Origin of the sequence: Pseudomonas sp. V98_8, assembly GCF_029967975.1 — a bacterium.
Lineage (GTDB): Bacteria > Pseudomonadota > Gammaproteobacteria > Pseudomonadales > Pseudomonadaceae > Aquipseudomonas > Aquipseudomonas umsongensis.
Genome location: NZ_JASCAE010000006.1, coordinates 116,112 through 135,415, shown reverse-complemented (window position 1 = coordinate 135,415; position 19,304 = coordinate 116,112). Strand labels below are relative to the sequence as shown.

Annotated in this window: 17 protein-coding genes; 8 read left to right on the top strand and 9 right to left on the bottom strand. The window is 60.0% G+C overall.

The window, feature by feature from the left end; all coding sequences use genetic code 11:
- The first annotated feature begins 130 nt into the window (after positions 1–130).
- From QLG10_RS06275 to QLG10_RS06250, 6 genes are all read left to right on the top strand, one after another.
- Positions 131–1,486, top strand: coding sequence for an imelysin family protein (locus tag QLG10_RS06275; protein ID WP_110751681.1), 1,356 nt, complete (start codon positions 131–133; stop codon positions 1,484–1,486).
- A 243-nt stretch (positions 1,487–1,729) separates the two neighbouring features.
- A complete protein-coding gene (locus QLG10_RS06270) occupies positions 1,730–3,157 on the top strand; it encodes a di-heme oxidoredictase family protein (protein WP_188264135.1) in 1,428 nt (475 codons plus the stop codon).
- A 26-nt stretch (positions 3,158–3,183) separates the two neighbouring features.
- Complete coding sequence (locus tag QLG10_RS06265; protein ID WP_110751678.1) at positions 3,184–4,248, top strand: imelysin family protein; 1,065 nt, start codon at positions 3,184–3,186, stop codon at positions 4,246–4,248.
- Positions 4,249–4,262: 14 nt separating this feature from the next.
- Entirely contained in the window at positions 4,263–5,363 is a 1,101-nt protein-coding gene (locus tag QLG10_RS06260) for a DUF1513 domain-containing protein (protein WP_110751676.1), read from the top strand.
- Between the two features lie 179 nt (positions 5,364–5,542).
- The gene (locus tag QLG10_RS06255) at positions 5,543–6,691 is read left to right on the top strand and encodes an efflux RND transporter periplasmic adaptor subunit (protein WP_110751674.1); all 1,149 of its coding nucleotides are present in this window, start codon (positions 5,543–5,545) and stop codon (positions 6,689–6,691) included.
- A 14-nt stretch (positions 6,692–6,705) separates the two neighbouring features.
- Positions 6,706–9,729 (top strand): multidrug efflux RND transporter permease subunit, encoded by a 3,024-nt coding sequence (locus tag QLG10_RS06250; RefSeq protein ID WP_110751672.1) that lies wholly within the window; start codon positions 6,706–6,708, stop codon positions 9,727–9,729.
- A gap of 146 nt (positions 9,730–9,875) precedes the next feature.
- Here the strand turns inward: QLG10_RS06250 and QLG10_RS06245 are convergent, their stop codons facing one another.
- The 5 genes from QLG10_RS06245 to colR all read right to left on the bottom strand — a co-directional run bounded on the left by QLG10_RS06245 (position 9,876) and on the right by colR (position 13,597).
- Positions 9,876–10,103 carry a hypothetical protein gene (locus tag QLG10_RS06245; RefSeq protein WP_020799915.1) on the bottom strand — a complete coding sequence of 76 codons (228 nt, stop codon included), beginning with the start codon at positions 10,101–10,103 and terminating at the stop codon, positions 9,876–9,878.
- A 2-nt stretch (positions 10,104–10,105) separates the two neighbouring features.
- On the bottom strand, positions 10,106–10,819 hold the full coding sequence (locus tag QLG10_RS06240; protein WP_110751670.1) for a lipopolysaccharide kinase InaA family protein: 714 nt from the start codon (positions 10,817–10,819) through the stop codon (positions 10,106–10,108).
- 3 nt (positions 10,820–10,822) lie between these two features.
- Positions 10,823–11,491, bottom strand: a complete 669-nt coding sequence (locus tag QLG10_RS06235; RefSeq protein WP_033044253.1) for a class I SAM-dependent methyltransferase — start codon at positions 11,489–11,491, stop codon at positions 10,823–10,825.
- 149 nt (positions 11,492–11,640) lie between these two features.
- A complete protein-coding gene (locus QLG10_RS06230; RefSeq protein ID WP_110751668.1) occupies positions 11,641–12,924 on the bottom strand; it encodes a HAMP domain-containing sensor histidine kinase in 1,284 nt (427 codons plus the stop codon).
- Positions 12,914–13,597, bottom strand: coding sequence for a two-component system response regulator ColR (gene colR / locus QLG10_RS06225; protein ID WP_020799911.1), 684 nt, complete (start codon positions 13,595–13,597; stop codon positions 12,914–12,916). The genes QLG10_RS06230 and colR overlap by 11 nt, the downstream gene beginning before the upstream one ends.
- Positions 13,598–13,815: 218 nt before the next feature.
- Here colR and QLG10_RS06220 point away from each other — a divergent pair, with 218 nt between their 5' ends.
- A complete protein-coding gene (locus QLG10_RS06220) occupies positions 13,816–14,559 on the top strand; it encodes a phosphatase PAP2 family protein (RefSeq protein ID WP_248677874.1) in 744 nt (247 codons plus the stop codon).
- Between the two features lie 191 nt (positions 14,560–14,750).
- On the opposite strand, the gene groL is transcribed toward QLG10_RS06220, so the two are convergent.
- The 4 genes from groL to QLG10_RS06200 all read right to left on the bottom strand — a co-directional run bounded on the left by groL (position 14,751) and on the right by QLG10_RS06200 (position 18,263).
- Entirely contained in the window at positions 14,751–16,397 is a 1,647-nt protein-coding gene (gene groL, locus QLG10_RS06215; protein WP_020799909.1) for a chaperonin GroEL, read from the bottom strand.
- Positions 16,398–16,446: 49 nt separating this feature from the next.
- Entirely contained in the window at positions 16,447–16,740 is a 294-nt protein-coding gene (locus tag QLG10_RS06210; protein ID WP_007985847.1) for a co-chaperone GroES, read from the bottom strand.
- Between the two features lie 248 nt (positions 16,741–16,988).
- Positions 16,989–17,465, bottom strand: coding sequence for an FxsA family protein (locus QLG10_RS06205; RefSeq protein WP_110751666.1), 477 nt, complete (start codon positions 17,463–17,465; stop codon positions 16,989–16,991).
- A 66-nt stretch (positions 17,466–17,531) separates the two neighbouring features.
- On the bottom strand, positions 17,532–18,263 hold the full coding sequence (locus QLG10_RS06200) for a HugZ family protein (protein ID WP_110751664.1): 732 nt from the start codon (positions 18,261–18,263) through the stop codon (positions 17,532–17,534).
- A gap of 165 nt (positions 18,264–18,428) precedes the next feature.
- Here QLG10_RS06200 and QLG10_RS06195 point away from each other — a divergent pair, with 165 nt between their 5' ends.
- Positions 18,429–19,187, top strand: coding sequence for an SDR family oxidoreductase (locus tag QLG10_RS06195; protein ID WP_110751662.1), 759 nt, complete (start codon positions 18,429–18,431; stop codon positions 19,185–19,187).
- Positions 19,188–19,304: the final 117 nt, after the last annotated feature.

The window sequence follows — 19,304 nt, the reverse complement described above, 5'->3', positions numbered from 1 at the left end:
CCCCAGCCCCCGTTAATAAGAAATATTTCCAACCACAACCCTTTACACAGAATGCGAAAGATTTGCATTATGTGTCACTTTTGCGCGCCGGACGCGTTATTCCACCCCCTCTCGAAGCAGGATGTTCGCCATGATTCGTATGCCTCTGGCTACCGCCAGTCTGTTGGCCATCGCAATTTCCCTCGCCGGTTGCGGTGAAGGCAAAGACAAAGAAAAAGCGGCCGCTCCTGCGCCAGCGGCCAGCACTGCCGCCGCCCCAGTCGCACCCGCTGCTGCACCTGCCGCTGCCAGCAAAGTCGACGAAGCGGCTGCCAAAGCCGTTGTCGCGCACTATGCCGACATGGTTTTCGCCGTTTACAGCGATGCCGAATCTACTGCGAAAACCCTGCAAACCGCTGTCGACGCCTTCCTCGCGAAGCCGAACGCCGACACCTTGAAAGCCGCCAAGGCCGCCTGGATCGCTGCTCGCGTTCCTTACCTGCAGAGCGAAGTGTTCCGCTTTGGCAACACCATCATCGACGACTGGGAAGGCCAAGTGAACGCCTGGCCACTGGACGAAGGCCTGATCGACTACGTCGACAAATCCTACGAGCACGCACTGGGTAACCCTGGCGCCACGGCCAACATCATCGCCAATACGCAAATCCAGGTTGGCGAAGACAAGGTCGACGTGAAGGACATCACCCCGGAAAAACTCGCCAGCCTGAACGAGCTGGGCGGTTCCGAGGCCAACGTCGCCACCGGCTACCACGCCATCGAATTCCTGCTCTGGGGCCAGGACCTGAACGGTACCGGCCCTGGCGCCGGCAACCGTCCAGCTTCCGACTATCTGGAAGGCAAAGGCGCCACTGGCGGCCACAATGATCGACGCCGCGCCTACCTGAAATCCGTGACTCAATTGCTGGTCAGCGACCTGGAAGAAATGGTCGGTAACTGGAAGCCGAACGTGGCCGACAACTACCGCGCCACCCTGGAAGCGGAACCGGCTGAAAGTGGCCTGCGCAAAATGCTGTTCGGCATGGGCAGCCTGTCCCTGGGCGAACTGGCGGGCGAGCGCATGAAGGTTTCCCTGGAAGCCAACTCCCCGGAAGACGAACACGACTGTTTCAGCGACAACACCCACAACTCGCAGTTCTACGATGCCAAAGGCATTCGTAACGTGTACCTGGGCGAATACACCCGCGTCGACGGCAGCAAAATGACCGGCGCCAGCCTGTCGTCCCTGGTGGCCAAGGTCGATCCAGCGGCAGACACCGCATTGAAAGCCGACCTGGCTGCCACCGAAGCCAAGATGCAGGTCATCGTCGACCACGCCAACAAGGGTGAGCACTACGACCAGCTGATCGCTGCCGGCAACACCGCCGGCAACCAGATCGTCCGTGACGCCATCGCATCCCTGGTCAAGCAGACCGGTTCGATCGAAGCCGCCGCTGGCAAACTGGGCATCAGCGACCTGAACCCGGACAACGCTGATCACGAGTTCTGATCAACGCTGGCGCTTCGATTGCCGATCGTTCCCACGCTGATCATTCCCACGCTCTGCGTGGGAATGCAGCCCGGGACACTCCGCGTCCCAAATCAAAAGCCGAACGCGGAGCGTCCGTTGAGGCATTCCCACGCCGAGCGTGGGAACGATCAGTTGCTCAAGCGAACGATAATTCCTCTTATTCAAATTCCCATCCCCTGTTAGACTTTGCGCCCTTGTTTGGCTCGTCTTGCAGGATGTCTGATGCCCTCGCTGCCTCTTCGCTTGTCTGCACTGTTGCTGGCCCTGGGCCTGAGTGCATGCGATGACGCCCCGAAATTCACCCAGGCCGAACCCGGTGAAGCCCGCTCCGGCGGAGGCACGACCGTGCGCAAGACCGATCAGAACGCCTTTTCGCTGCCCTCCGCCAACCTGCCACCATCGCGGCGTGTGGATTTCAGTGTCGGCAATAGCTTTTTTCGTAATCCCTGGGTGATCGCTCCGTCGACCACCACCGCTCGCGACGGCCTCGGTCCGCTGTTCAACACCAATGCCTGCCAGGGCTGCCATATCAAGGACGGCCGCGGTCACCCGCCTGCGCCAGATGCGCGCAATGCCGTGTCGATGCTGATACGCCTGTCGATTCCCGACACCCCGGCCTACGCCAAGGTCATCGAGCAACAGGGTGTCGTACCGGAGCCCGTGTATGGCGGGCAGTTCCAGGACATGGCCGTGCCCGGCGTGACGCCGGAAGGCAAGGTGCGGGTCGACTACTCGCCGGTGAGGGTTCGCTTCAAGGACGGCACCGAAGTGGAACTGCGCAAGCCGAGCCTGAACATCACCCAGCTGAACTACGGCCCGATGCACCCCGACACGCGTTTCTCGGCACGGGTGGCGCCGCCGATGATCGGCCTGGGCTTGCTGGAAGCCATTCCTGAAGAGGCTATCCTGGCGAATGCGCACGCGCAGGCCAAAGCCAAAAACGGCATCGCCGGGCGCCCGAACCGGGTCTGGGATGATGTGCAGCAGAAAACCGTGCTCGGGCGATTTGGCTGGAAAGCCGGGCAGCCGAACCTCAATCAACAAAATGTCCATGCGTTTTCCGGTGACATGGGCCTCACGACCCACCTGAGGCCCTTTGACGACTGCACCGACGCGCAAACGGCCTGTAAGCAGGCACCCAATGGCAATGGCCCCGATGGCGAGCCGGAAGTCAGCGACAACATCCTGCGCCTGGTGCTGTTCTACACCCGGAACCTCGCCGTACCGGCGCGCCGCGATGTCGGCACGCCGCAAGTGCTGGCCGGCAAGACCCTGTTCTACCAGGCCGGTTGCCAGTCCTGTCACACACCCAAGTACACCACCGCCGCCGACGCTGCCGAACCTGAATTGGCCAATCAAGTGATTCGCCCCTACAGCGATCTGCTGCTGCATGACATGGGCGATGGCCTGGCCGACAACCGCACTGAATTCCAGGCCGGAGGGCGCGACTGGCGTACCCCGCCGTTGTGGGGCATTGGTTTGACTCAAGCCGTCAGTGGCCACACCCAGCTCCTGCACGACGGCCGCGCCCGCAACCTGCTCGAAGCCGTGCTCTGGCATGGCGGCGAGGCAAAAGCGGCGCAACAACAGGTTTTGTCTTTCAATGCCGAGCAGCGCGCTGCGTTGCTGGCGTTCTTGAATTCCCTTTAATACCCATCTTCCCGCGGGAGCCCGACATGTTCCGTCCCAAATTGTTGTTCACCAGCCTTGCCGCGCTAGCCTTGGGCGCCTGCTCGCCACAGGACCCGCAGGCCGTCACTTCGGCTGCGATCGCCAAGTCGGTGATTCTGCCGACCTATACCCGCTGGGTTGAAGCCGACCGCCAACTGGCCGTCAGCGCCCTCGCCTACTGCGAAGGCAAGGCAAATCTCGAAACCGCCCGCGCCGACTTCCTGCACGCGCAAAAAGCCTGGGCCGAACTGCAACCGCTGCTGATTGGTCCACTGGCCGAGGGCAACCGTGCCTGGCAGGTGCAGTTCTGGCCGGACAAGAAGAACCTGGTCGGCCGTCAGGTCGAGCAACTGGTCACCGCGCAACCGCAGATCGATGCCGCCGCGCTGGCCAAATCCAGCGTGGTGGTCCAAGGCCTGTCGGCCTACGAATACATCCTGTTCGACAGCAAGCCTGATGTGGCCAACGCCGAACAGAAGGCCAAGTACTGCCCGCTGTTGATCGCCATTGGCGAGCGTCAGAAACAGCTGGCCGAAGAGATCCTCAAAAGCTGGAACAACACCGATGGCATGCTCGCGCAAATGAGCAAATTTCCGAACCAGCGGTACGCCGACTCCCATGAAGCGATCGCCGATCTGTTGCGCGTGCAGGTGACCGCCCTCGATACCTTGAAGAAGAAGCTCGGCACACCGATGGGCCGCCAGAGCAAAGGCGTGCCGCAGCCGTTCCAGGCCGATGCCTGGCGCAGCCAGTCGTCCCTGACCGCCCTGGAGGCCAGCCTCGCTGCGGCCCGAACGGTATGGGAAGGTGTCGACAACAAAGGCCTGCGCGGCCTGTTGCCAAGCGAGCAGAAGCCATTGGCCGACAAGATCGACGCGGCCTACGCCGCCTCGTTGAAACTGTTCGCCAGCAGCCAGCGCTCGTTGACCGAAATGCTCAACGACGACGCCGGTCGCCAGCAACTCAATGATCTCTACGACAGCCTCAACGTGGTCCACCGCCTGCACGAAGGCGAGCTGGCGAAGGCGCTGGGCATCCAACTGGGCTTCAACGCCAACGACGGTGACTGATGAGGGCGAGTTCCATGCTGCGACGCCAGGCTCTGAAATTAGGGAGTTTGCTGCTGGGTGCGGTGTCACTGGGCGGCTGGACGCTGTTCAGGCACAAGGATAAAAGCCCGCTGCTGCTCTCGGCGCGGGACGATACCGACGGCAAGCACTACGCCGTCGGTTACCGGCTGGACGGCACCCGGGTGTTTGCCACCCGGGTCGGCCAGCGCTGCCATGACATCATCAATCACCCGACGCTGCCGATCGCGCTGTTCGTTGCCCGGCGTCCGGGCACCGAGAGCTACCTGATCGACCTGCGTGACGGCACGCTCCTGCAAACCGTGACGTCGCAGCCAAACCGGCACTTCTACGGTCATGCGGTGATTCACCACAGCGGTGACTGGTTGTACGCCACCGAAAACGACACCACCGATCCGGGTCGCGGCCTGCTCGGCGTGTACAAGTTCGAAGGCGAACGCCTGGTGCACAGCGGTGAGATTTCCACCCACGGCATCGGCCCGCATCAAGTGTCGTGGATGCCCGATGGCGAGACCCTGGTGGTGGCCAACGGCGGCATCCGCACCGAAGCCGAAAGCCGGGTCGAGATGAACCTCAATGCCATGGAACCGAGCCTGGTCCTGATGCAGCGCGACGGTACCCTGCTGAGCAAGGAAACCCTCGGCCAGCAGATGAACAGCGTGCGTCACCTGGGCATTGCCAGCGACGGCACCATCGTCGCCGGCCAGCAATTCATGGGGGCAGCCCACGAGCATTCGGAGCTGCTGGCGATCAAGCGTCCGGGCCAGCCATTCGTGGCGTTCCCGGTGCCGGAGCATCAGTTGCAAGCCATGGGGCACTACACCGCCAGCGTTGCGGTACACAGCGACTTGCGCCTGGTCGCGTTGACCGCGCCCCGGGGCAACCGCTTTTTCATCTGGGACCTGGACAGCGGCGAAGTGCGCCTGGACGCGCCACTGCCCGATTGCGCCGGGGTGGGCGCGGTGGCCGACGGATTCGTCGTGACCTCGGGCCAGGGCCGCTGCCGGTACTACGATTGCCGCCAGGCAAATTTGCTCGCCAAACCGCTGGAGCTGCCGGCGGGGCTCTGGGACAACCATCTGCATTTGATGGCTTGAGTCAGGCCCAAAAAGATCGCAGCCTGCGGCAGCTCCTACAGGGTCATGTGTACACCTGTAGGAGCTGCCGCAGGCTGCGATCTTTTCCGGAACCGACAAAAATCAGCCATTGGATTCCCCTTCCCACTCGCGGTAATGTGCCCAACTGTCTCACCTGATTTCTCCAAGGAACTGGAAATATGCTGCGTCGCCGCATGCTGATCATGTTGGGTGTTGTACTGTTGATCGTGCTGGTCCTGGCCGGTTACAAAGCCTTCTCCATCTATACGATGATTCAGGGCTTCTCCGCGCCAAAACCGCCGATCAGCGTCGCCGTGGCCACGGCCATCGAACGGCCCTGGCAAGCCAGGCTACCGACCGTCGGCACCCTCAAGGCGCTGCAAGGCGTAGACCTGAGCCTGGAGACCGATGGCACGGTGGTCGATCTGCAGTTCGAGTCGGGGCAGAAAGTCAAAGCCGGTCAACCGCTCCTGCGCCTGGACAGCGCCGTGGAAAGCGCTCTCCTCGAAACCGCCCTGGCCGACCTCGGGCTGGCCCAACTCGATTACGGTCGCGGAAGCCAGCTGGTGGGCAGCCAGGCCATTTCCAAAGGCGAGTTCGATCGACTATCGGCGGTACTGAAAAAGAGCAAGGCCACGGTCAACCAACTCAAGGCTGCGCTGGGCAAAAAAAGCATCGTCGCCCCCTTCAGCGGGACCATCGGCATTCGTCAGGTGGACGTTGGCGACTACCTGGCGAGTGGCACCATGATTGCCACCCTGCAAGACCTCAGCAGCCTCTACGTCGACTTTTTCGTGCCCGAGCAGTCGGTGCCGAAGATCGCCCTCGGCCAGCCGGTTGAAATCATCGTCGCCGCCTACCCGTCCCAGACCTTCCCCGGCACCATCAGTGCGATCAACCCGAAACTGGAAAACAGCACGCGCAACATGCAGGTCCGCGCGACCCTGGCCAACCCCGATGGCAAGCTGTTGCCAGGCATGTTCGCCAGCCTGCAGGTGATGTTGCCCAACCCGCGGCCGAGCATCGTGGTGCCGGAAAGCGCGATCACCTACACGCTCTACGGCAACTCCCTTTATGTCGTTGCAGAGAAGAAGACCGAAGACGGCAGCCTCGAAAAAGACGACAAGGGCCAGCCGATCCTGATCGCTGAACGGCGGTTCATTGAAACGGGCGAACGCCGCGACGGGCAGGTGGTGATTATCAAAGGTGTGCAGAACGGCGAAAAGGTGGTCACGGCCGGCCAGATCAAACTGGACAACGGTGCGCACATCGCCATCAGCGACGACAAGACCCTGGCCGAAAAGAACAGTCAGCCACGCGCTGACTGATCAAGGAACCCCCAATGGCTTTTACCGACCCGTTCATCCGTCGCCCGGTGCTCGCCACCGTGGTCAGCCTGTTGATTGTGCTGCTGGGCTTCCAGGCCTGGAGCAAGTTGCCGTTGCGCCAATACCCGCAAATGGAAAACGCCCTGATCACGGTCACCACCGCCTACCCCGGGGCCAACGCCGAAACCATCCAGGGCTACATCACCCAACCGTTGCAACAGAGCCTGGCCAGCGCCGAAGGTATCGACTACATGACCTCGGTCAGTCGGCAGAACTTCTCGGTGATATCGATCTACGCGCGCATCGGCTCCAACAGCGACCGATTGTTCACCGAACTGCTGGCCAAGGCTAACGAGGTCAAGAACCAGCTGCCCCAGGATGCCGAAGACCCGGTGCTGAGCAAGGAAGCCGCCGACGCCTCGGCGCTGATGTACATCAGCTTCTTCAGCAAGGAGCTGAGCAACCCGCAGATTACCGACTACCTGTCGCGCGTCATCCAGCCGAAACTGGCGACCCTGCCGGGCATGGCCGAAGCCGAGATTCTCGGCAACCAGGTCTTCGCCATGCGACTGTGGCTGGACCCGGTGAAGCTGGCCGGTTTCGGCCTGAGCGCCAGCGACGTGACCAATGCGGTGCGCCAGTACAACTTCCTTTCCGCCGCAGGCGAAGTGAAAGGCGAGTACGTGGTCACCAGCATTAACGCCAATACCGAGCTTAAATCAGCCGAAGCCTTCGCCGCGATCCCGCTCAAGGTCGAGGGTGACAGCCGTGTGCTGCTACGCGATGTGGCGCGGGTCGAGATGGGGGCGGAAAACTACGACACCATCAGCTCGTTCGGCGGTACGCCCTCGGTGTACATCGGCATCAAGGCCACGCCTGCGGCCAACCCCCTCGACGTGATCAAGGAAGTGCGCAAGATCATGCCGGAGCTTACGGCCCAGCTGCCACCGAACCTGAAGGCGGAAATCGCCTACGACGCGACGCTGTTCATCCAGGCCTCGATCAACGAAGTGATCAAGACCTTGTTTGAAGCAGTACTGATCGTGATCGTGGTGGTGTTCCTGTTCCTCGGTGCGTTGCGCTCGGTGGTGATCCCGGTGGTCACCATCCCGCTATCCATGATCGGCGTGATGTTCTTCATGCAGATGATGGGGTACTCCCTGAACCTGTTGACCCTCCTGGCGATGGTGCTGGCCATCGGCCTGGTGGTGGACGACGCCATCGTGGTGGTGGAAAACATCCACCGCCACATCGAGGAAGGCAAGACACCGCTGGACGCCGCGATCGAGGGCGCCCGGGAGATCGCCATGCCGGTGGTCTCGATGACCATCACCCTGGCGGCAGTGTATGCGCCGATCGGCTTCCTCACGGGCCTTACGGGGGCGTTGTTCAAGGAGTTCGCCCTGACCCTGGCCGGCGCGGTGGTGATTTCCGGCATCGTCGCGCTGACCCTGTCGCCGATGATGTGCGCCCTGCTGCTGCGTCACGATGAAAACCCCACGGGCCTGGCCCACCGCCTGGACATGATTTTCGAAAGCCTCAAGCGACGTTATCAACGCATGTTGCACGGCACTCTCAATACCCGGCCGGTGGTGCTGGTATTTGCTGTCATCGTGCTGTGCCTGATTCCGGTGCTGCTCAAGTTCACCAAGTCAGAGCTCGCGCCGGATGAGGACCAGGGCATCATCTTCATGCTGGCCAGCGCACCGCAACCGACCAACCTCGACTACTTGAACACTTACACCGACGAGTTCATCACGATCTTCAAGGCGTTTCCCGAGTACTACTCGTCGTTCCAGATCAACGGCTTCAACGGAGTGCAATCGGGCATCGGCGGTTTCCTGCTCAAGCCCTGGAACGAGCGCAGCCGCAGCCAAATGGAGATCCTGCCAGAGGTTCAAGCCAAACTGGCGAGCATCTCCGGATTGCAGGTTTTCGGTTTCAACCTGCCCTCCTTGCCGGGCACGGGCGAGGGTCTGCCGTTCCAGTTCGTCGTCAACACGGCCAACGATTACGAGTTGCTGCTGCAAGTGGTCGACCGGGTGAAAAAACGCGCGATGGAGTCTGGCAAATTCGCCTTCGTCGACGTCGACCTGGCCTTCGACAAGCCTGAAGTGGTGGTGGATATCGATCGCGCCAAGGCCGCCCAGATGGGCGTGTCGATGCAGGATCTGGGCGGCACGCTGGCGACGTTGCTGGGTGAGGCGGAAATCAACCGTTTCACCGTGGATGGCCGAAGTTACAAAGTCATTGCCCAGGTCGAGCGCCCCTTCCGGGATAACCCTGACTGGCTGAACAACTACTACGTCAAGAACACCCAGGGCGAACTGCTCGCCCTCTCGACCCTGATCACCGTGTCCGACCGGGCGCGCCCTCGGCAACTGAACCAGTTCCAGCAACTCAACTCGGCGATCCTTTCCGGGGTGCCGCTGGTCAGCATGGGTGAGGCCATCGACGCCGTGCGTCAGATCGCCCGGGAAGAAGCGCCGGCGGGCTTTGCCTTCGACTATGCCGGCGCATCACGGCAATACGTCCAGGAAGGCAGTGCGCTATGGGTGACCTTTGGCCTGGCACTGGCGATCATTTTCCTGGTACTGGCGGCCCAGTTCGAAAGCTTCCGCGATCCGCTGGTGATCCTGGTGACCGTCCCGCTGTCGATCTGCGGCGCCTTGCTGCCGCTGTTCCTCGGCTGGTCGAGCATGAACATCTATACCCAGGTCGGGTTGGTGACGTTGATCGGCCTGATCAGCAAGCACGGCATCCTGATCGTCGAATTCGCCAACCAGCTGCGCAAGGACAAGGGCCTGACGCCGCGAGAGGCGGTGGAGGAAGCCGCGGCCATTCGCCTGCGTCCGGTATTGATGACCACGGCGGCAATGGTATTCGGCATGGTGCCATTGATCATCGCCACGGGGGCCGGCGCGGTGAGCCGGTTTGATATCGGTACGGTCATTGCCACCGGGATGTCGATTGGGACGTTGTTTACGTTGTTTGTGTTGCCGTGCGTGTATACGCTGCTGGCCAAATCCTCTCGCTAAGATCGTTCCCACGCTCTGCGTTCGGCTCTTGATTTGGGACGCGGAGCGTCCCGGGCTGCATTCCCACGCAGAGCGTGGGAACGATCTGCACTGCGCAAAAAAAAGGCCTCGCATCAGCGAGGCCTTTTATTTGGGCTTCATTCTGTTCAACTTTGCGGCCTCAATCCTTGAGAGAGTCCGAACATGAACAGCAACAAATCATGATCGGGTTGAGTGGCCACGGATGCCTTGGCAACCCGTGGCAACGGACAATGCTCGCCACTGTGTACTGAACTTAAGACTTGCGTGCGGGGCTGCTCCCATGCAGCCACCGCGAGTGAAGCAACTGCCAAGGCTCCTACCAGAAACAAACCTCGCGCAACTTCAAGTTTCATGGCTATAAACCTTTGATAGCGCTGCCAAACGCCGTCTCATAAAAGTAGACGAGTTTCTTCCAGTCCGTCGTGCTGAATGACGAGTGGCGGCGCAGCTGCTTCATATCATGGGCAGCCGCCTGGCGAGCGCTCAATCGCTGCCGGCACTTCTCCAGATCGATCAAGGCAACCTCGACTTTGGCGGCTTCGCCCTCACCGGTGACGCGAACGAATACGTGCTTGATATAGATGCAGCTGTGTTGCCAACGCCCCTTGTGCATCCGCGCCAGATTCTCGGCCAGGTCCTTGAGCACGCGATCGTGCACAGCCTCACCATGACGCTCGCGTCCGCCGCCCTCGTACCAACGCTCGATTTCCTCGAAGCCGTCCAAAGACTTGGTCACCAGCAAGGCGCGCCATTTGTGCACGGGATCGCGTTGAGCTTCGCAGAACACGATTTCCGGGACTCGCACATCGAGCAGGCGCAAGCCAGTGAGTGCATCACGCTCGCGCAGTACCGTCGGCCGTCCGAAAGGGTGTAAAAGACCCCGATGGATATGGCCGGTCTGGCGTTTTACGTAGAGCAGTTGTCCATCACTGCCCATGAGACGCTGCACGCCACTCTCGCCACCGCGCCGGACATTGGGCTCTTCCACCCATTCTCCGCGCTGATTCCAGAAGTAATCGAATCGGTCCTGGGAGGCGACGCCTGTTCCTGCTGCACACTGCTCTACCATCTGTTACCTCTTGCGTAATACATAAACTCGCCACATGGCATAGAGCGGCAAAAAGTCGATACGTTCCTGAATACGGAAACCAGCCTGCTCAAATTCCTTTTCTACGGTAGCCGCCGGTAACACAAATCTATTTTGGTAACCTTCCTGCCCACGGGTTCTCTCCGCGCGCTTGCGTTTCCAGGCTTTGAAGTTACCGTCGACCCACAGCGAAAGGATGACACTGTCTCGGCTGACTCGCTCGAATTCGCGCAAGATCGCCAGTCGATGCTGGGCTTCACCGATGTGGTGGAGCAAACGCATGCAGAAAATACTGTCGACAGCGTTATCCGGCAACGCAATGTCGAACGCAGACGTCTGCAAGGGTTGTACCCGTTTCACCACTTCAGCCGGTTGCGACTGTGTAGCGATCTTGATCATGGACTCGGAGTTGTCGGCACCGATGATCACGCGGTTGGGTTTTTCCGCCAGCATTGGCCAGAAACGCCCCGCACCGCAGGGCAGATCGAGGACCAGGCCCGGCTCACCGACCAGCGCCAGCGCCTTGCGCGCCATTTGTACGTCACGCCAGTGGGACAGGCGGCGACCGACGCCATCCTTGTGTTTTTGCAGGTAACGTTTGGCGTGTTGATCGTCGTACTTGTTGGAAAAATCCAGTTTGATCGGGCCATCCACCATCATCAATCTCCTGAGTTTCTGATTCCAACCACCTTAGGCAGTGATGTGTGAGGGTCAGGTCATGCGTTTGTGAAAATTTCGTGATGAAAATGTCGAATCGTTTCGAGGTATTACAAGAGAGCAATCTCAATCAACCGCAGCGGCCATCAACTCACAGTCGGCACATTGAACTGGACGTGAAAACGACAGCCATTGGGTTCCATGGTCGTCAGGGTGACGCTCCAGCCCTGGTTTTCACAGATCCGTTGTACTAACGATAGTCCAAGCCCGAGACCCTCTCCGCGTTTCTCGTTGCCTCGCACAAAAGGTTCGAACATCGCTTCGCGTTTTTCCTCGGGAATGCCCACGCCACTGTCCTCGACCGTGAAACCCATGGGCATCAGGCTCAGGCGGATAAATCCACGGTCGGTGTAATGCAGTGCGTTACGCAGCAGGTTGCCCATGACCGCGTGCAATAGCGTCGCGTTATACCGATTAGTGTGGGGACCGCCCCAGTCGACAATCAGCTTGAGCCCCTTGGCCTCGATCGGTTCGCGCCACAGGTTGATCAAGCCGTCGGCCACTTCGCCCAGCGTCTGCTGCGCAGACATGCTGGCGTCTTCGCGCTGAGCACGGGCCAGCATCAGGAAGGTTTGTACCAACTCGCTCATTTCTTCACTGGCACGGGCAATGCGCTCGACCTGGGCAAGGCCGCGCTGGTCGATCCCGGGGTTTTCCAACAGCAATTCGCAGGAACTGGCCAACACCATCAAGGGCGTACGCAGTTCATGGCTGACGTCACTGGTGAACATGCGCTCACGGGTCAGCGCCTGGCGCAACCGGCCGAGGGTAGCGTCAAAGGCCACGGCCAGTTCACCCACTTCATCGGCCGCATAGTCCGGCGCCAGTGGGGGTGCCAGGCCCAGTAGCTGATCGCGATGACGTACCTGGCGCGCCAGCCTCACTACCGGTGCCATTACCTTGCGCGCCAGCACCCAGCCGAGAAACACCGCCAGCGCCAGGCTCAGCACGAAGCCCACCAGCACCACGGCAAACAGCACTCGCTCGCGCTCTTCGAAGTCACTCTGGTCCTGCAACAGCACATAGCGCCGACCATCGACCACCTCGACCATCGCGTGGTACGACAGCTGTTCGCGAAAAACCTCGTGAAACCCTGGATCCAGGTGCCGCAAATCCTTGGGCAACTCGAAATCGCCCTGCCCGCCGCTGAAATAAAACAACTGGTCCGGTTCCGGGCGATGGCTCCAGTCCGAAACGCTGTCCATCAGCAACAGGCGCTGCAAATCGCCACCCAGGCCCGCCGAGATCAACTTTTCTTCCACCAGGTGCACGGTGGCAACGATGCCCATGGCAAAGGCGCCCGCCACCAGTGCGCTCATCAGCGCAAAGGCAATGATGATCCGTTGAGCGAGGCTCTGTTTAAACTCCATCACGCCCCTCGGCCAGGCGGTAACCCACACCGTGCACGGTTTGCAGCAGCGGTTTGGCGAACGGCTTGTCGATCACCTGGCGCAATTGATGGACATGGCTGCGCAGGCTGTCGCTGTCTGGACAGTCATCGCCCCACAGGGCCTCTTCGAGAATTTCGCGACGCAGTACATGCGGGCTTTTCTGCATCAGGACCGCCAGCAACTTCAGGCCCACCGGGTTGAGCTTGAGCAATCGGCCTTCGCGGGTAACCTCCAGCGTATCGAGGTCATAGCTCAGGTCACCCACTTGCAAGGTCCGGCGGCCTCCGCCTTGGGTGCGACGCATTACGGCTTCGATCCGCGCCGCCAGTTCAGACAAGGCGAAGGGCTTGATCAGGTAGTCATCGGCACCGGACTTGAAGCCCTGCAGCCGGTCGTCCAGTTGATCACGGGCAGTGAGCATGATCACCGGCGTGTCGCGCCGGGCATCTTCGCGCAGGCGTTTGCACAGCGTGTAGCCGTCGATGCCAGGCAACATGATATCGAGTACGATCAAGTCGTAATGCTCGGTAGCCGCCAGATGCAGGCCCGACAAACCGTCCTGTGCGCAATCCACGGTATAGCCCTTGAGTCCCAGGTAATCGGCCAGATTAGCCAGGATATCGCGGTTGTCTTCAACCAATAAAATTCGCATGGGCATCTTCTCCGTACACAATAACGGCCGTCTTGGCCCGCGCAGCTTAAGGCCAAGCGTGATTCAGGGCCAGGGTTGTGTGCAGTCGTCGGTTGGGTGAAATCGTCAGATCAAGGCCAACGTTTTTTTCACTATCGGTTCACGGGTTGACGACAGGGTCGAGCCCAGACTCCGCGCGGCTGCGTATTAAAGAACATTTCACTGACCAAGGATTGACCATGGTTTCGATCTCTGCACGCCCCGCTTCTCGCCCGCTCAACTTCTGGGTGTGCCTGGGTGTTCCCGCCGTTGTGGCAATCATTCTGGTGTTGCTTGAACTGACGACCCTGGACATGGACCTGGCCAGGCTGTTTTACGATCCGGTCGCCGGGGACTTCATCGGCCGGCACAGTTATTTCCTGGAAACCGTCCTGCATGATCGGGCCAAGCAAGTGGTTATCGCCTTCTCGGTGCTGGCTATCCTCGGTTTTGCCGGTTCGTTCTTTCTGCCCCGGCTCAAGCCGTTCAAGCGGGAACTGGGCTGCCTGGTGCTGTCCCTGGGGCTGGCGACGTCCTTTGTCACACCGATGAAAGCAGTGACGGCGGTGCAGTGCCCGTGGAGCCTGGAGCAATTCGGCGGTCACGAGACCTACAGCGAATTGTTGAGCCCGCGTCCAGCTACAGAAAAACCGGGGCGTTGCTGGCCTGGCGGTCACGCCGCGACCGGTTTCACCCTGTTTGCACTGTTCTTCGTGTTGCGTGATCGCCGTCCGCGAATGGCACGTGCGGCCTTTGTTTTCGCCTTCGCCCTGGGCTCGGTTTTTTCCATCGGCCGGATGCTGCAGGGAGCACACTTCTTCTCGCACAACGTGTGGACGGCGGTATTCTGCTGGCTGATTTGCCTGGGGTCGTATTACTACATCCTTTATCGACCCACTTCCAAGGCCGAGAGAGAGCTCGAAGCACAACCGGTCAGCGCCTGAAATACAGATCAAATGTGGGAGCGGGCTTGCTCGCGAAGGCGGTAGATCAGTCAACCTCTCCGGTGATTGACACACCGTCTTCGCGAGCAAGCCCGCTCCCACACTGAATCGCTTGCACTTCAAAATCCGGGCAATAAAAAACCCCGCCTACTTACGCAGGCGGGGTTTTTTTATACAGGGGTAAGGCTGGCTTACATCATGCCGCCCATGCCGCCCATACCGCCCATGTCTGGCATGCCGCCGCCAGCACCGCTGTCTTTCTTCGGTGCGTCAGCTACCGCAGCTTCGGTGGTCAGGATCAGACCGCCGATGGAAGCTGCAGCTTGCAGAGCCGAACGGGTAACCTTGGTTGGGTCCAGGATACCCATTTCGATCATGTCGCCGTATTCGCCAGTCGCAGCGTTGTAGCCGAAGCTGCCTTCGCCGTTCTTGACCTTGTCGACCACTACGCTTGGCTCGTCACCGGAGTTGGCAACGATCTGGCGCAGCGGCGCTTCAACAGCGCGACGCAGAACAGCGATACCCACGTCCTGATCGGCGTTGTCGCCTTTCAGTTGAGTCAGTGCTTCCAGAGCACGAATCAGGGCCACGCCACCGCCAGGCACCACGCCTTCTTCAACGGCTGCACGGGTAGCGTGCAGGGCGTCTTCAACGCGGGCTTTCTTCTCTTTCATTTCAACTTCGGAACCAGCGCCAACCTTGATCACTGCAACGCCGCCGGACAGCTTGGCCAGACGCTCTTGCAGTTTTTCACGGTCGTAGTCCGAGGAAGTCTCGGCAACCTGGGCACGGATCTGGTTGATGCGTGCTTCGATGTCGCCTTGAACGCCAGCACCGTCAACGATGATGGTGTTTTCCTTGGACAGGGTTACGCGCTTGGCGTTACCCAGGTGCTCCAGGGTAGTGCTTTCCAGGCTCAGGCCGATCTCTTCGGAGATCACGGTACCACCGGTCAGAACGGCGATGTCCTGCAGCATGGCCTTGCGACGGTCGCCGAAGCCTGGCGCCTTGACGGCTGCGACTTTGACGATACCGCGCATGTTGTTCACAACCAGAGTCGCCAGGGCTTCGCCTTCAACGTCTTCGGCCACGATCAGCAGTGGACGGCCGGCTTTGGCAACGGCTTCCAGTACTGGCAGCATCTCGCGGATGTTCGAGATCTTCTTGTCGACCAGCAGGATCAGCGGGCCGTCCAGCTCAGCGACCATGGTCTCTGGCTTGTTGACGAAGTACGGGGACAGGTAGCCACGGTCGAACTGCATGCCTTCAACAACCGACAGTTCGTTTTCCAGGCCCGAGCCTTCTTCAACGGTGATCACGCCTTCTTTACCGACTTTTTCCATGGCTTCGGCAATGATGTCGCCGATGGAGTTGTCGGAGTTGGCGGAGATGGTACCTACCTGAGCGATAGCCTTGGTGTCAGCGCATGGCTTGGACAGGGCCTTCAGCTCTTTGACGATAGCGATGGTCGCTTTGTCGATACCGCGCTTCAGATCCATCGGGTTCATGCCGGCAGCGACGGCTTTCAGGCCTTCGTTGACGATCGATTGAGCCAGAACGGTAGCGGTGGTGGTGCCATCGCCTGCGTCATCGTTGGCACGGGAGGCAACGTCTTTGACCAGCTGCGCGCCCATGTTTTCGAAACGGTCTTCCAGTTCGATTTCTTTGGCGACGGAAACGCCGTCCTTGGTGATGGTCGGAGCGCCGAAGCTCTTCTCGATGATCACGTTACGGCCTTTCGGGCCCAGGGTCGCTTTTACTGCGTCAGCCAGGACGTTGACACCGGTGAGCATTTTCTTGCGGGCGGAATCGCCGAATTTAACTTCTTTAGCAGCCATGATCGATATTCCTTAAATACTTTGTAGTAACGGGAAAATGAGCGGGTAATCAGCCTTCGATAACAGCGAGGATTTCGTTCTCGCTCATTACCAGCAGGTCTTCGCCGTCGACTTTCACAGTGTTGCTGCCGGAGTAAGGACCGAACACAACCTTGTCGCCCACTTTCACGGACAGTGCACGCACTTCACCGTTTTCCAGTACGCGGCCGGTGCCGACAGCGAGGATTTCGCCGCTGTTGGCTTTTTCAGCAGCCGAACCTGGCAGGACGATACCGCCAGCGGTTTTCTTTTCTTCTTCGCTGCGACGGATGACGACGCGGTCATGCAGAGGACGAAGCTTCATTGTCGATCTCTCCTAATTGTGGTTTTCATCGGCCGGTGTAGTCCCGGCGGGTTTAACAAAGTCCGGCGGTGCCGGGTGCGGTTCGTCGAGCGAACCGCGGAAGTCTGTCTGGCGTGATCACCAGAAACCTTGCGGTGACCGTTACATAAGGGCGCACAAGCTTATTACAAGGGCGCAGATCGAAAAATTTTTATGGTGATCGCCCGAAAACGAACACGGCACCCGAAGGTGCCGTGTCGATATTGCTGTTACTTGGTATCGCGGTGTTCGAATTCGCCTTCGATCACGTTCGGCTCGCGGCCCAGAGGTTCGCGCGGCGCAGGGCCACCACGGGGCTGGAGGTCGTCGGCGAACGCACGCTGGCGGATCGCTTGCTCTTCGGCACGCTGGCGCATTTTATTGGCCAGAAGGCGACGGCTGACCGGCATCAGCATGACCAGGCCGATCACGTCGCTGATGAAACCCGGAAGAATCAACAAGCCCCCGGCCAACGCCAACATCAGGCCTTCAAGCATGGTCTGGGCCGGCAACTCGCCACGGTTCAGGCTTTCACGGGCACGCAGTGCGGTGGCCAACCCGGCAACGCGCAACACGAACACACCGAACATCGAGCCGAGAATGATCAGCAGCAGGGCCGGGAAAAACCCGATCGCCCCTGCCACCTTGACGAATACGAACAGCTCCAACACCGGAAACAGCAGAAAGAGCAACAAAAAAGGGCGCATCAAATGGTTCCTCAACGCAAGAATGCCTTGCCAGTCTTCCCTAGATGACGTCGCCATTGCGTGAATTCAAGCGTCGGCCACTGCCTTTTTCGGCCAATGTTCGGCGTGAGCCAGGAAAACCAAGGCTTCGCGTACTTGTGTCGGCGTATTACAAGGCGCTGGAAACGGCAACCAGTGCAGCCCCTGACCGATGAGCAGGTGCATGCCTTCGCTGTCGATGCCCACCAGGGTCGCCGGCGAAGTTTTCGGCAAGCCCGCGAGTTCGACGTAATGCGCGATGGCTTTGGCGTGATCGGCGTTCATGTGTTCGATCATGCTCGCCTCGGCCTTGCCGGCAAACGGGTTGGCCAGGGTCAGCTCGTTGACCCAGTGGATCGCGCCAAACCCGCCAATATAGCGATGGCGCACTGGCTTGAGCACCCAGAAGTCGAAATCGTGGGCCTGATGATAATTCTGCGAATCCGGGAAATAGCGATAGTACCGTTCGGCGGCGCCTTCGATGGCGGCAACGTCTTCGATCTGTTGCGCCTCGGCCAGGTAGGTCAGACGACCAACGGCCTGGACGTCTTCGGCCCCACGCTCGCCCACGAAGAGTGAGCATTTCGGATCTTTTTGCAGATTGTGGGTGTGCTGGGCGATGCGGCTGATCAGGATCAGCGGCCGGCCGAGCTCGTCCAGACAGTACGGAACCACGGAACCGAACGGGAAACCAGGCATTGACTTGGAGTGTGTGGAGAGCACTCCACGGTATTCCTTGAGGAGCAATTCTCGTGCATGCTTAGCCGCTTCAACGCTCAATTTATGACTCCTTATTAAGAATCCGTCGTAAAAACGGACAGGCTGCTGATGAAAGTTCCAGCATGCCGTCGGGGTAGTTCTCATGTGCAGCCGTGGCCAGTTCGGGCGCAGATCGAGAGGCACTCAAGAAGCAAACCAACCAGACCTGCCACCGGGGGCATGCGAATGAAACTCACTGACAAAGTAATCATTATCACGGGCGGTTGCCAGGGTTTAGGCCGCTCCATGGCCGAGTATTTGGCGGCCAGAGGCGCAAAACTGGCGCTCGTCGACCTGAACCAGGAAAAGCTCGACGACACCGTCGCTGCCTGCACGGCCTTGGGCGTCGAAGCCCGCGCCTATCTGTGCAACGTCGCCAATGAAGAGCAAGTGAGCCATATGGTCGCCCAGGTCGCCAACGACTTTGGCGCTATCCACGGCCTGATCAACAACGCCGGAATCCTGCGTGACGGTCTGCTGCTCAAGGTCAAGGATGGCGAAATGACCAAGATGACCCTGGCCCAATGGCAGGCGGTCATCGACGTCAACCTGACCGGCGTATTCCTGTGCACCCGTGAAGTCGCGGCGAAAATGGTCGAGCTCAACAACAGCGGCGCGATCATCAATATCTCGTCGATTTCCCGCGCCGGCAATGTTGGCCAGACCAACTACTCCGCCGCCAAGGCCGGTGTCGCGGCGGCTACCGTGACCTGGGCCAAGGAACTGGCGCGCTATGGCATCCGCGTGGCCGGCATTGCACCGGGCTTCATCGAAACCGAAATGACCCTGGGCATGAAACCTGAAGCACTGGAGAAGATGACGTCGGGGATTCCGCTCAAGCGCATGGGCAAGCCTGAGGAAATCGCCCATTCGGCGGCCTACATCTTCGAGAACGACTATTACACCGGTCGGATTCTGGAGTTGGATGGCGGGTTGCGCATCTAGAGCCCCCCTAAACCAATGTGGGAGCGGCTGTGGCGAGGGGATTTATCCCCGTTGGGCTGCGAAGCAGACCCGGTTTTTTGGGGGCGGCTGCGCGACCCAACGGGGATAAATCCCCTC